Annotated in this window: 11 protein-coding genes; 6 read left to right on the top strand and 5 right to left on the bottom strand. The window is 67.7% G+C overall.

Annotation, left to right across the window (positions count from 1 at the left end; all coding sequences use genetic code 11):
* Nucleotides 1-4: 4 nt before the first annotated feature.
* From AB0L70_RS29845 to AB0L70_RS29835, 3 genes are all read right to left on the bottom strand, one after another.
* Complete coding sequence (locus tag AB0L70_RS29845; protein WP_363689982.1) at nt 5-1408, bottom strand: hypothetical protein; 1404 nt, start codon at nt 1406-1408, stop codon at nt 5-7.
* A 280-nt stretch (nt 1409-1688) separates the two neighbouring features.
* Nucleotides 1689-3476, bottom strand: a complete 1788-nt coding sequence (locus AB0L70_RS29840; RefSeq protein ID WP_363689980.1) for a hypothetical protein — start codon at nt 3474-3476, stop codon at nt 1689-1691.
* Nucleotides 3371-4051, bottom strand: coding sequence for a hypothetical protein (locus AB0L70_RS29835; RefSeq protein ID WP_363689978.1), 681 nt, complete (start codon nt 4049-4051; stop codon nt 3371-3373). Before AB0L70_RS29835 ends, AB0L70_RS29840 begins: the two co-directional genes overlap by 106 nt.
* 179 nt (nt 4052-4230) lie before the next feature.
* On the opposite strand from AB0L70_RS29835, the gene AB0L70_RS29830 reads away from it, so the two are divergent.
* The 5 genes from AB0L70_RS29830 to AB0L70_RS29810 all read left to right on the top strand — a co-directional run bounded on the left by AB0L70_RS29830 (nt 4231) and on the right by AB0L70_RS29810 (nt 10904).
* Nucleotides 4231-5007 carry a phytanoyl-CoA dioxygenase family protein gene (locus AB0L70_RS29830; RefSeq protein ID WP_363689976.1) on the top strand — a complete coding sequence of 259 codons (777 nt, stop codon included), beginning with the start codon at nt 4231-4233 and terminating at the stop codon, nt 5005-5007.
* A 252-nt stretch (nt 5008-5259) separates the two neighbouring features.
* Nucleotides 5260-5706 (top strand): hypothetical protein, encoded by a 447-nt coding sequence (locus AB0L70_RS29825; RefSeq protein WP_363689974.1) that lies wholly within the window; start codon nt 5260-5262, stop codon nt 5704-5706.
* Between the two features lie 247 nt (nt 5707-5953).
* Nucleotides 5954-6613 (top strand): fasciclin domain-containing protein, encoded by a 660-nt coding sequence (locus tag AB0L70_RS29820; protein WP_363689972.1) that lies wholly within the window; start codon nt 5954-5956, stop codon nt 6611-6613.
* A 120-nt stretch (nt 6614-6733) separates the two neighbouring features.
* A complete protein-coding gene (locus AB0L70_RS29815; protein WP_363689970.1) occupies nt 6734-8101 on the top strand; it encodes a mycothione reductase in 1368 nt (455 codons plus the stop codon).
* 43 nt (nt 8102-8144) lie between these two features.
* Nucleotides 8145-10904 carry an AAA family ATPase gene (locus AB0L70_RS29810; protein WP_363689968.1) on the top strand — a complete coding sequence of 920 codons (2760 nt, stop codon included), beginning with the start codon at nt 8145-8147 and terminating at the stop codon, nt 10902-10904.
* A 3-nt stretch (nt 10905-10907) separates the two neighbouring features.
* Here AB0L70_RS29810 and AB0L70_RS29805 read toward each other — a convergent pair whose 3' ends face one another.
* Nucleotides 10908-11693, bottom strand: coding sequence for an isocitrate lyase/phosphoenolpyruvate mutase family protein (locus tag AB0L70_RS29805; protein WP_363689965.1), 786 nt, complete (start codon nt 11691-11693; stop codon nt 10908-10910).
* Nucleotides 11694-11898: 205 nt separating this feature from the next.
* On the opposite strand from AB0L70_RS29805, the gene AB0L70_RS29800 reads away from it, so the two are divergent.
* Entirely contained in the window at nt 11899-12729 is an 831-nt protein-coding gene (locus AB0L70_RS29800; RefSeq protein WP_363689963.1) for an alpha/beta hydrolase, read from the top strand.
* A gap of 6 nt (nt 12730-12735) precedes the next feature.
* On the opposite strand, the gene AB0L70_RS29795 is transcribed toward AB0L70_RS29800, so the two are convergent.
* Complete coding sequence (locus tag AB0L70_RS29795) at nt 12736-13410, bottom strand: sigma-70 family RNA polymerase sigma factor (RefSeq protein ID WP_363689961.1); 675 nt, start codon at nt 13408-13410, stop codon at nt 12736-12738.
* Nucleotides 13411-13627: the final 217 nt, after the last annotated feature.

Genomic DNA, 13627 nt, shown 5'->3' with positions numbered 1-13627 from the left:
CGGCTTACCTTTTCCTCGTGGGCCTGGTGGTCCTGGTGGTCGCCCGCGCGCGGTTGCCTACCGCGACGCTTCCCGCCACCAGGTTTCCGGCGACGTAGAGACCGTTGTTCTCGATCGTGTGCTTTCTCTCGTCGAACTCCGACGTGTCAATTCCGCGGGCTTCGAGGAATTCGATGATGGCGTCGAGGAGACGCTTCTCGAGAACCTTGACGTAATGCGACGTGTCGAGCTTCTGGAAATAGCGCTGGAAGTTCGGATCGCTGAGCGTCTCGCGCGGACTGGCCGGTGCGCCGTAATTGAAGCGCAGCGCGCCACGGATCTCCCGGCGTTGCCGCGCCGTCCGGAGCTCCGCGGTGAGCGGGCTGACGAGTGCCCTGGCCAGCGCCACCGGTGCCCGGACGAGATAGATCGGCAGTACGGCGGCCGACTTCGCGGCGATCGTCACCGCCTGCCGCGGATTCGGCTGCGGCAGCAGCTGGTCCACTACCTGGAACTCCTCGCGGACCGGGGTCAGCAGCGAGTGGCTGACCTCGATGAAGACCTCCTTCGAGGTCACGACGAAGCGCAGGAAGGTCGACAGCACCAGCTGGCCCCGCCAGCCCTTGATCTGGAAGGACACGTAGGGCCGCGCCCGGTCCTCGGGCTCACTCATCAGGCTGCGGATGAGAGAGGGATCCACCTGTGCCCTCGGCACCGAAAGCTCACCGGGAAGGAACCGGCGGTCGCCGCGGATGTCCCGGCCGTCGACGTAGATGCGATCGGAGACTTCCACCGTGCCGACCGGGATCTCACGCATCCTGGCCAGCACGAAGTCGTGCATGTCCGTGGTGGTGAAGCGCTCCGCCTCGCGACCCGTCGCCGGGCGGAGGGCCAGGGCGGCCGACCATGCCTCGACCGTCCGGCCGTGGCCGACGAACGGGACGTACTCGCTGTACACCGAGACGTTGGACCGGCCGAACTCCTCGATCTGCTCCAGGCGCCTGCGCGCCTTGGCATTACTCGGGCGCGGCAGCCTCGCGGGATGGAAGTTCCCCGGCCGCAGGTCGTGCGCGAGTACGCCGTACGTCGCCACCAGGGTCTCGCCGAGCACTGCCGCCCACGCGAGCGCGATGCTGACCAGGACCGTTGTCGTGTGCAACGAGACCAGGGACCACGCCATCACGATCAGCAGGACGATGAGGATCACGTCCCGGGTGAGTTGCCGCGTGCGCGCCGACAAGGCGTGCAGAACCACGGGCACCAGGTCGACGTCCGGCGACGACGGCGCCGCCCGGAAGTCCTGTTCCAGCAGGTCGTTGATGACCTGGTCCGCGATCCGGCTGTCGAGATGCACGGCCGCGCACAGATAGCGGGTCGCGTCCGAGCTTCGCTGCTCGGGTTCGACCCTGGTTCCGTTGTCTGGCGGCACGGTTCCTTGTGCCGCAGGTAGTACAGCGATGCGCCGTCCGGTCGTCGGCCCGTCGACAGGCATCACATGGTCGACGAATCTGTCCCCGTTGGTCGCGACTCCGCCGAGCTTCTGCCCGCACGAGCCGCAGTACACCGCTGTGAGCCGATTTTCCGTCCCACAGGAATAACACTGCATATGCCCCGCCCCCCGCGGAGCACACTACGATGAACAATTCATTTGGTCCAGCCAGGATGCGGAAAAGAAATAGGCAAAGAGGTGTCCGATCCCAGCAATCGTTTTATTGGTTGCCACCGACATCGATGTCAGCCGCCGATCGGAGTGGCGGTGGGATTGTTACCGCAATCTCTGCCGGTGCGGTGAATGTTGCTGGTTTGCCGGCCTCTGCTCGGATCTCGAGGATGCCGTGCGGGGTCGGCACCAATGCGTGGGCCCATTCGAGGCCCCCGAGGCGGGGAGAGATCGTGACCGTGGCCATTCCGGGGGACGTCGGTCGGACACCCAGCAGCGTGGCGATGTAGTGGTACAGCGGGTGGGCGCCCCACGCGTGACAATCGCTGCGAGTCGGCTCAGGGTGCTCGATCACGGTACGCAGACCCTGGTCCAGCAGGCCGAACCAGAGTCCGAGCCGGTCCAGCAGTACGTCGGTCCGGCCGATCCGCTGGAGTGCCTCGAACAGGTAGTGGTCGAAGTACACGGTGGTCCGAGCCAGCGTCCCGGGCGGTTCCTGCAGCATTGCCCGTACCGCCGTCTCGCCGTACTTCGCTCCCGCGAGTAGCGCCAGCGACTGCGCGTGTTCGCTGAAGGCGGTGTGCTCGAGGTCGTCGGCGTACAGCCTGCGGTCGGCGTCGTAGAAGGCGCCGTCGGCGGCCTCTACCAGGCGGTCGGCCAGCCGTGCGTACTCAGCGGCAGCGTCAGGCTCGCCTACCCAGGACTCCAGGTCGGCGGTCTGCCGCGCGACCATGGCCAGCTGCAGTTGCAGGACCGCCGTCACGCCGCGCCCGGGGCCGGGCCAGTCAGGGTGCTCTTCCCCGTCTTGGACGATCCCCGGCGGGGTGCCTGCGTCCCAGCCCGGCACCCAGTCGGTGAAGTTCCAGCCGTGCAAGGCGTGGAAGATCCCGCGGTCGTCGACGGTACGGCGGTGCGCGTCGATGGCCGCACGTACTCCTGGCATCAGGTCGGTGACGAAGGCCAGATCGCCACGCCAGAGCGCGAAGTCGTGCACCATCGCGACCCACCACAACGTGAACGGCGGGATGGGGGAGGCCTGCCGGGACGGCGTACGGGACTGGACCAATCCGTCGTCACCCTGGCTGCGGCTGAAGGCACGCAATGCCTGCCGCGCGAGTGCGTCATCGCCGGTGGTGGTGTAGGCGACCAGGCACTGCAGCCGGGTATCACCGGCGTACTGGAGCTGCTCGTAGTAGGGGCAGTCCATGGTCGTCTCATGGCTGCACGCCTGCAGCGTCCGGAATGCGAGTACGCCGACCTCCGCAAGCCGCGGGTCGCTGGCGGTGAAGCCGCTGCGGTCCTCGTATGGATAGTGGGTCTCCCGGAACCGCACGCCGGCAATCGTCAGCGGTTCGGCCGCGGTGGTGACGAGAACCTCGACATAGCGGCCGGACTGCCACCACAGGGTGCTGTGCCGCTCGCGGCCGCCGCCGGCGATGAAGAGGTCGCCGAGGCCGTCTTCCTCGAGCCCTTGCCGGCCGAAGAGCTTGCCGTCGACAACGTCGCGATGCCCCTTGCCTGCTTGGGGTCCCGTCTCGTACAGCGACTCCTGCCAATGCAGCCGCACTTCGGCATCACGTCCGCCCTCGAGATCGAGGACGGGGTACGCGCAGACATACTGGTCGAGGTCTATCAGTACCCGCCGGCAGGTCCGGGGCGGCAGCACAATCGCCGTACCGTCAATCAGCTGTTGCCAGTCGCCGGCCTCATCGTCCAGGTGGTCCGCCGGATCTACGACACGGTCGTGGGTCGGCTGTCCGGCCGGGTGCTCGGCGACATGCCGGACGCGAGCGCCCTCGGCCCATCGTTGCGCTGGTGCAGGCAGACGGGACGGCACCAGCCGTCGTACGCCGCCGGTCGCGGCCGGTGACCAGTTGAGGCTGTCCGCGCCGGTCTGCCAACCCCATGGGAACGTGCGGCCGTCACTGACGTCCCTGGCGCCGCAGCCGTACCCGTCACCTTTCGGTCGGCGGCCGTGGCCAGGCAGTGCAGCCGCCTGCCAGGTCGCCGTACCAGTGCCGAGTTCAAGCCCCTCTGCTGCGAGGAGGAAGGTAGGACCGTCACCGAGGTCTGCTGCGCCAGCGGTGCGTCGTCCCCGAGGCTCCACACGCGGGCAGCGATCCAGTGCCCGCCGGCCGGCAACCGCAGCCGGTAGCTCTCGAACGACCAGTGGCCGACCTCGCCTCGCGAAGGGCCGCGGCCGATGAGGTCGCCGTCGAGCCACAGTTCGTACCGCTCGTCGGCGGACACGTGGACGACGACCTCAGCCGGCTGTGCGCACTCGACCGGGAGCCGGAAGCCGACCACGTCGCCGTTCTCCGCCGCCCGGATCCAGCGCGCCGGCCACTCGGGCTGTCCCGCGAACGGGTCGTCCTCGACCTGCAACTGCTGAACGTCAGCGCGTTGGGGCATCGTCACAGATTAGGCCTCCCGGGACCAGCGGGTGCCAATCCGGGCGGTTTGGTCCTTTCTCGGCAGTTGGACGCGGGGGAGCATTGGATCATGACAGCCGCCATCCTCGAGATGGTGGCTGTTGCCTTGACCACCAGATCCAGAAGCCGTTCCAACACCATGAAGAAGAGGGCAGATTGATGCTCGATCCCGTCGTCGACAAAGGTCAGCTGACCGAGACTGACCGCTTCATCTTCGAGTCGTGGGGCTACTTCCTGATTCCCAACGTCTTGACCAAGGACGAGGCCGCCGAGGCCTACGATGTTTCGCAGCGGCTGCACCAGAACCGCGACCGCGAGTTCGGGCAGATCGGCCGGACCTACGAGAGCGAGCCGGTGCTCGAGCGGCTGATCGACCACCCGGACGTGCTGCCGAAGGTGCAGGGTCTGCTCGGCGACCGCTTCGTACTGCAGGCCGGTTGGAACACCATGCAGCCGGCACACGCGGGGAACGGCGGGTGGCACCAGGACGGATCGTCGGCCTTCGACTTCAAGGACCTGGGATACCCGGTTCCGCTGTTGCAGCTTCGCGTCTCGTATCTGCTCACCGATCAGACGGTGCCTGGCATGGGGAATATGGAGCTGATCCCGGGCAGCCACCGGTCGCGGGTCGGTCTGCCTGATTCGATCCGCCAGAGCAAGGGCGACATCGCGATCGGCCACGTCGTGTGCGCCGAGGCTGGGTCTGCTCTGGTGTTCCACAACGGCGTCTGGCACCGCACGTTCCGCCACGACGGCGACTACGACCGCTACACGACGCACTACGTCTACAGCCCACCGTGGGTCCGCCCGGCCGACCGCCTCAACAACGACCCCGAATTCCTGGAGCGCACCACACCCCTCAGGCGCGCCCTGATGGGCGAGTTCACCCGACCGGACGCCCCCTTCGGCGCCAACTACGACCCCCTCCCGATCTAACCCCTCAACCCCGCGTCACCGGCCTTCGGGTGTGCCGAAGGCCGGTGACGCGGGGGCAGGCGTTCTTGGTGCTCGTGTCGCTGTCGATCCACGGGCGTGCGACCGCGTCATGACACAACCGATGGCTCTCGGTGATGCTCACGGCGTCAATGCGGTTGTATTGTCGCAACGATTGCTGTCATAGGACCGCTCGATCGCTACCTCAGACCCCGGTGGCACTCGTGGGATGTGGGTTGCGGAGGAGTCAGGTTCATGCAGAAGACCCGTGCGCGGAGATCACGCCACGCGGAGCGTCGACGCCATTCTCAGCCGCCGGATCAGTCGCGGCAGCAGGTGGCAGCCGGTGGGATGTGCGATGAGCACGGCGCCGCGCTGTTGTCGATGGCTTCGGCCATCGTCGGGGATGAGCAACGAGCCGAGGCCATCGTCGTCGAGGTCATCTGCGCGGCCAGCAGTTCTGCTCCCTTGGTGGCGTCCACCGACGACGTACGCTTCGGCCTCGCCTGCCGCGTCTATCGCGAGTGCGGCGGTCTGCAAGCTCTCGCGGACGCTGCGCTGCCCGATCGGCAACGAATCGCTGTCGCCATGGTCCGGCCGGGTGGACTGAACTACCGGGAAGTGGCCGGCCTACTGGGGCTGTCCACGACCGAAGTCGCGGATCTGCTCGGCGCCGGCCTCCGGAGCCGAGCCCTGATCTAGCCCGACGAGAAGCTCTGGTGGGCCCAGCGCAGGAAGCCGTCGGGGAGTGGCGGGTGGGACGGCGATCCGATTGGTCTGGTAACTGACCCATCCGGGCCGGTGTGGGTGCCGAAGTACGGGTGTCAGCTACGAGCCGCACCCAGCGACTCCGAGCGACTGGTGGCGACAACGCCGGGCGAGTTCACCACGTTCGCCGGACTCGCCAGTCGCCCCGGGCTCAGTCACTCACCGAAAGAGAGATCTCGTCATGCCCAAGAACCTTGCTCGCGTCGGCCTCGCCGCGTCTGCCCTGTCCCTGCTGTGTCTCACCGCGGCCTGTGGAAGCAACGACGACGCCGGCGCCACCCCGTCGTCCACGACCTCGTCGTCCTCGGCCCCGGCCGAGACCCCGAGCGCGATGCCGGCCGCCAACGGCGGCATGGTCGGTGCTGGTTGTGCCGACTACGCCAAGGCCAACCCGACCGGCGCCGGCTCGATCGACGGCATGGCTGCCGCGCCGGTGGCGACCGCGGCGTCCGGCAACCCGTTGCTGAAGACGCTGGTCGCGTCGGTGTCGGGCAAGCTGAACCCGAAGGTTGACCTGGTCTCGACCCTGAACGGTGGCGAGTTCACCGTCTTCGCGCCCGTCGACACCGCCTTCGCCAAGATCCCCGCGGCCACCATCGCCACCCTGAAGACCAACGACGCGCTGCTGAGCAAGATCCTCACCTACCACGTCGTGGCCGGTCAGCTCGACCCGACCGCAGTGGTTGGTACGCACGCCACGGTCGAGAAGCAGAACCTCACCGTCACCGGTTCCGGTGACAACCTGATGGTCAACAACGCGAAGGTGATCTGCGGCGGCGTGAAGACCGCCAACGCGACCGTGTACCTCATCGACACCGTCCTCATGCCCCCCGCGGCCTGACGATCCCGCAGTACCGGTGGTGTCTCCCTTGTCCCAGGGAGGCACCACCTTCTGCGATCAACGCGCTGGTGCGGGGAGCAGCACGATCCAATCCTTTGACGTCGAACCTAGGCTGCGAGAATGAAGCATCATGATGTGGTTGTCATCGGCGCGGGGTCCGGCAACATGGTTGTCGGGGATTCCTTCGCCGGTCTTGATGTCGCCATCGTCGAGGAGCGCCGGTTCGGCGGGACCTGTCTGAACTTCGGGTGCATCCCCTCGAAGATGCTCGCCTACGCCGCCGAGGTGGCCGACACCGTTCGCGATGCCGGTCGGTACGACGTCGACGCCGAGTTGCTGGGATTGCGCTGGACCGAGCTGCGGGACCGCGTCTTCGAGCGGATCGACGCCGATGCGGCGAAGGGGCGGGCAGGTCGCGAGGAGAGCGACTTCGTGACGGTCTACCCGGGTCATGCCCGCTTCCTGGCCCCGACCAGATTGCAGATCGAGCTGGGCGACGAGTCGGTCGCGGTGGAGGCCGATCAGATCGTGATCGCCGCAGGTGGCCGGCCGACGATTCCGCCGCCGGTCGTCGCATCGGGTCTGCCGTACGAGACATCGGACACGATCATGCGGATCGAGACGCCGCCGCGGCGACTCGCGATCCTCGGTGGTGGTTACATCGCCGCCGAGTTCGCGCACGTCTTCGCCGCCGCGGGTAGCGAGGTCGTCATCGTCGAGCAGGCGGATCAGCTCCTCGGACCGCAGGATGAATCCGTGGCGGAGGCTTACACCGAGCTCGCCCGCCATCGCTTCGAGCTCCACCTCGGCCGCGAACTGACCAAGCTCGAGGGCAACCCTGGCGCATTGCGGCTGCTGCTCGACGACGGTACGACGCTCACCGCCGACACACTCCTGGTTGCGGTCGGCCGGACGCCCAACTCCGACAGGCTCGACCTGGACCGCGCCGGCATCGGCACCCACGACGATGGGCGCATCGTTGTTGACGAGTACCAGCGGACCGGGGTCGAGGGGGTGTACGCGCTCGGTGACGTCTGTTCGCCGTACCCGTTGAAGCATGTGGCGAATCGGGAGGCCGAGGTGGTCGCGCACAACCTGCGCCACCCGGACGATCTGCGCGCGACGGATCATGACGTCGTACCGGCGGCTGTCTTCACCGATCCGCAGATCGCGTCGGTGGGTTCGACCGAGCAGGATCTCCGGGACGCGGCGCGCAGTTATGTTGCCGTGAGCACCCGATTCGCCGATGTCGCGTACGGGTGGGCGATGGAGGACACCACAGGCTTCTGCAAGGTGCTCGCAGATCCCGCCACGGGCCGCCTGCTCGGCGCGCACATCATGGGTCCGCAGGCAGCAACCCTCATCCAGCCGCTGGTCGTGGCGATGACACTCGACATCGACGCCCAGACCCTCGCCAACCGCCCCTACTGGATCCACCCAGCCCTAACCGAAGCCGTAAACCAAGCCCTACTCCAAGTCGAGCGCTGACGCAGTGATTGGCAGGGGTGAACGGGGGCGGTAGCGTCCTGGCATGTCGAGCGAACATCTCCGGTTTGGGTTACTGGGGCGGCACGCTGAGTGTCGGTTCGTGGATCGGTTGTTGGACAACGTGCGGGCTGGTCAGAGCCAGGTCCTGGTCATGCGCGGCGAAGCAGGCATCGGGAAGTCCGCGCTGCTGGAATACACGCAGCGAAAGGCGTCCGGCTGTCGGGTGACGCGTGTGTCCGGTGTCCAGTTCGAGACGGAGCTCGCCTATGCCGGCCTCCATCAGCTCTGTTGGCCCCTGCTGCCGCTGAAGGACCGATTGCCCGAGCCGCAGCGGGCTGCGCTCGAGACGGCGTTCGGACTCAGCGCGCACGGGCCCGCGGACCGTTTCGTCGTCGGACTCGCCGTACTCGCTCTGCTCGCGGAAGCCGCGGAGGAGCGACCCCTGGTCTGCGTGATCGACGACGCGCAGTGGCTCGACCGGGCTTCGCTGCTCACGATCGCCTTCGTTGCCCGCCGGCTGCTGGCCGAGTCGGTCGGGCTGGTGTTCGCGACCCGTCAGCCCAATGACGTGCAGGAGCTGGCCGGACTCCCGGAGCTCGTGCTGAGCGGACTGCGGTACGCCGATGCTCGTGCGCTCCTCGATTCCGCCTGGCCCGGGCGCCTCGACGAGAAGGTTCGGGATCGTGTCATCGCCGAGTCGCGTGGCAACCCGCTCGCGCTCCTCGAACTCCCACGCGGCCTCACACCCGCCGAGCTCGCCGGCGGCTTCCAGCTCCCGGATGCGGCGCCGCTCGCGACCCAGATCGAGCAGAGCTTCCTGCGCCAGGTCGAGTCCCTTCCTGCCGACACCCGGCAGCTGATGCTGACCGCGGCAGCCGAGCCGATGGGAGACGTGGCGTTGCTCTGGCGGTCGGCGAACCTGCTCGGCCTTGGACCCGACGCCGCGGTCGCCGCAGAGCGGGAAGGGTTGATCGATCTCGGCGCACATGTCCGGTTTCGTCATCCGCTGTTGCGCTCGGCCGTCTACCGGGCCGCCTCCGCCGGCGACCGCCTCGAGGTGCATGGTGCGCTGGCCAAAGCGATCGACTCCGAACTCGAACCCGATCGGCACGCGTGGCATCGCGGCCATGCGAGTGCCGGGCTGGACGAGTCCATCGCAGAGCAGTTGGAACAGTCCGCCGGCCGCGCACGGGCTCGCGGCGGTATTGCCGCTGCCGCCGCATTCCTCGAGCGATCCGCCGAGCTGACGCCGGATCCGCGCCGCCGTGGCCGGCGAACTCTGGCCGCCGCCCGGGCGAGGTTCGAGTCCGGCGCGTTCGATGCCGCGACCGGACTGCTGGCACTGGCTGCGGGGTTCCCGACGGACGATCTCGGACGTGCCATGATCGCTCGTCTCCGGGCCCAGATCGTGTTCGCGCTCAATCGTGGCGTCGATGCGCCGCCGGCGTTGCTCGCGGCGGCCGAAGCGCTCGCGCCACATGATGTCGAGACGGCACGCGTCACCTATCTGGAGGCGCTCGGCGCAACGATTTACGCCGGCCGCTTGCACGGTCCGGTCGGCTCGCGCGAAGTGGCCGTCGCCGCTCGGGACGCGTTTTCGGCACTGCCCGCGGTGCGACCGACGGACCTTCTCCTCGACGGTCTGGCCACCCGGTTCACGGACGGCTACGTGGCTGGGGTCGCGCCGATGCGGCACGCGCTGGATGCGTTCGCCGACGCCGACGAGAACGACATCTTGCGCTGGTTCTGGCTGCCCTGGCTCGTCGCCGGCGACCTGTGGGACGACCTCAAGTGGCACGACGTGGCCTCTCAGGCGGTCCGCCTGTGCCGTGAGTCCGGCGCTCTCACCTTGCTTCCCCTGGCGCTGGGTTACCGGGCCCTTGTGCACGTGTACGCCGGCGAGTTCGCGGCTGCGTCGGCCTTGCTGGAGGAGAGCGGCGTGATCTCGGGCGCGATCGGTGGCGCGGCCGTGAACTATCCCACGATGTTGCTCGCCGCCTGGCGCGGCGTCGATCCGACCGAGCTGATGGACGTGTTCCGGGTCGACATCGAGGACGTGACCGCGCGCGGCGAGTCGCGATGGATCGGCGGCGCCGGCTACGTGAACGCCGTACTGCACAACGCACTCGGCCGGTACGACGCCGCCCTGGTCTCGGCCCGGCAGGCCTGCGAATACGACGACCTGGGTCTCTGCGGCTTCGCGCTGGTCGAGTTGGTCGAGGCAGCCACCCGAAGCGGTGCTCGGGACGAGGCCGCAGCTGCACTGCAACAGGTGCGAGAACGAACCAACGCCTCCGGGACGAACTGGGCACTCGGCGTACAGGCATGGTCGCGCGCTCTGCTGAGCGACGGCAGGTCCGCGGAATCGCTGTACCAAGAGGCGATCGAGCGACTCGAGCAGACTCGCGTCGTCGTCCATCTCGGCCGCGCGCAACTCCTGTACGGCGAGTGGTTGCGCCGCGCGAACCGGCGCAACGACGCACGCCACCAGCTTCGAGCTGCTCACGATCTGTTCAGCCAGCTCGGGGCCGAGGCGTACGCGGATCGCGCCCGGCGGGAGCTGCTCGCCGCCGGGGGATCGGCGTACGGTCGCAGCGCCCGGACGCGCGGCCTCCTCACCAACCAGGAGTCTCAGATTGCACGGCTCGCGCGGGATGGTCTGTCCAACCCCGAGATCGGAGCCGAGCTGTACATCAGCCGTCACACCGTGGACTGGCATCTGCGGAAGGTGTTCGCGAAGCTCGAGATCACCTCGCGGAAAGAGCTCGGCCACCTACCGTTGAGCCGGCTCGAATCGGCCTAGCCGTCAGTCCCGGAGCGAGGCGACTTCCGCCTCGAAGCGCGCGATCGCGTCGTGGTGCAGGAACGGTCCCCAGCTCACCCGCGCCACGCCGAGAGCGGCCAGCTCGGCCAGCGGTGGCGTCGGCGGAATCTTGACGACGTTGACCGGGCCCCCGATGCGCGAAATGAAGCGTTGCAGCGCGTCCGACTCCCACAGGCCGATCGGGTAGACGCAGTAGGCGCCGGCTTCGAGGTACGCCGTACCGCGCTCAATGCCCTCCGGCACGAGCTGTGCCAGGACGTCAGGGTCGGCGCCTGCGATGAGCGGGCCCAGGAACACATCGATCCGCGCGTTGATGACGAGGGGGTAGTCGGCGTCTACTGCGGCCTGGCGAACCGCGGCCAGCCACTTTGCGTGCTCGCCGGTAGCGCGGAGACCTCCTGCGCGGTAGTCGGTGTCCTCGAGGTTGCAGCCGGCGGCGCCCACGGTCCGCAACGCAGCCACCAGATCGGCCGGCTCCATGCCGTAACCGGCCTCCGCGTCCACCGTGACCGGCACCTCCACAGCTCGGACGATCCGGGCAGCCGCGGCGAACATCTCGTCGGCCGGCGCACCCTCCTGGTCCTCGTAGCCGAGGGTGGCGGCCACTCCGCCGCTGGTGGTCGCGACGACTGGGAATCCGGCTGTCACCACGGCCTTGGCCGTCGCCGCGTCCCAGGCATTCGGAAGCAGCAGGGGAGTACCAGGACGATGCAGTGATTGCAGCAGCTCGCAGCGGCGTTGCAGTTCGGCGTGATCGGGATTGGTCATGTCGGCTCACTAGGGGATCGCGAATAGCTGGCTTCCCATAGATGTACTCCGCGCAGGCCCAACTCGGAAGTCGTAGCAGTGTCACGCCCGAGGTGGTTGCCCGGTCATACACACGAGTGAGCGATCTCGCTCTACTCCGACCCCGGTATCGGCCTTCGCGCAAAGGCCGTCCGGAGCCGTCCTTCGTACGGAACAGGACAGATCCATGACCAGTCTTTTCAAGAACGCAGCGTCAGCCCGTACGCGACTGGTGGCGATGCTCGCCGTCCCAGTCGTCCTCGCGAGCCTGACGCCGTCATTGAGTGCCGGTGCCCAGGGCAACCGATCGGTGAAGCCCACGATCGTGCTCGTCCACGGGGCGTGGGCGGACGCGTCTAGCTGGACCCGCGTCATCGAACTGCTTCAGGATGACGGTTACACGGTGCGCGCTATCCCGAACCCACTGCGCTCGCTGCCCGGCGACGCAGCCACCGTTCGGACCTTCCTGCAGTCGCTGTCAGGCCCCGTCGTACTGGTCGGACACTCGTACGGCGGCGCGGTGGCAACCAACGCGGCCACTGGCGTGCCGAACGTCAAGGCGCTCGTCTACGTCAACGCCTTCGCGCTCGACCAGGGCGAGACGGCCCTCCAGATGGCGGGGCCTGACTCCGCGCTCTCCGTCCCGGACCCAACGACGATCTTCGACTTCGTTCCGGCCGGTCCGCCAACGGCGACCACTGATCTGTACCTGAAGAAGTCGACTGTCTTCACGTCGTTCGCGACCGGTTTGGACAACGACGACAAGGCAATGGCGTACGCAACCCAGCGACCGGGCGCCTTCGGTGGTCTGGCCGATCAGTCCGGCGCCCCGGCGTGGAAGACGATCCCGTCCTGGTACCTGATCGGCACCGGCGACAAGATCATCCCGCCGTCCGTCCAGCGAACGATGGCCAAGCGCGCCGGCTCCAAGGTGACCGAGTTCAACGAAGGACACCTCGGCCTGATGTCCGACCCCAAGACAACCACGCGCGTCATCGAACAGGCGGCCCGAAGCTAGGCAGCACTAACGGACGGCGACTCGGCCGGATCGAACTGTTCGGGCGGCCAGTTCGGCGGCCAGGAGGTCTTCGAGTTCGGTCAGGTCGCCGGCCCGGGAGGCGTCGAGGAAGGCGTGCAGGAAGCGCTGGTACGAGGTCCGGCTCACGCTCACGTGGCGGTCGCCGGCGAGTCCCCGACGGGCTCGGCAGACGAGTTGCCTGGTGTTGGCCGCGCCGAGCTGAAGGAGCTCCGAGATCTGGCCGTAGGAGTAGTCGAAGGCTTCACGGAGGACGAAAGCGGCGCGCTCTTTGGGGGTCAGGCTCTCGAGGATCACCAGCAGGGCATGTTCGACGGCTTCGTGGGTTTCGGCTTTCGTCGCCGGGTCGTCGTCCTCGTCGACGTACTGGGATGCCGAGACGGTCATCGACGTTTCGTGGCGTCGCCGGGCGGACTGGCTAGCGTTGATGGCGAGCCGGGTGGTCATCGTCGCCAGGAGAGCCGGCGGGTTCACGACGACCGTACGGTCGGTCTTCTGCCAGCGAAGCCAGGTTTCCTGGACGATGTCCTCGGCCTCGCTCGTGCTGGCCAGGTAGCGGTAGGCGATCGCCATCAGCCGCGGTCGGATTCCGAGGAACGTCGCGACCGCCTCGTCGAGGTTATCCCTGTCGTTCCATGTCTGCGTTGACACTCCTGCGTTCACGCTCCCGGCTCCTCTCCCGCTCGTGCCCCTGTCATCACGATGCGGTTGCCGGTTACGTCGTCGCGCCTTCGGACCGACGTAGCCACCTACGTGGTCTCGGCCCACTACGTAGCGGTCGCCACCACGCAGGTCATCGGGACACGTGCCTGTGTGGTGGGTGGTAAAGACCGGCCGCCGTGCTCTGAGACGGAGCCGCCACTCGGTGTAAATCGCCGCC

This window comes from Kribbella sp. NPDC051952 (assembly GCF_040680855.1).
In the GTDB taxonomy this organism is placed as follows: domain Bacteria; phylum Actinomycetota; class Actinomycetes; order Propionibacteriales; family Kribbellaceae; genus Kribbella.
Note: the sequence above shows the minus strand (reverse complement) of the source record. Positions and strands in the feature narration are given on the sequence as shown.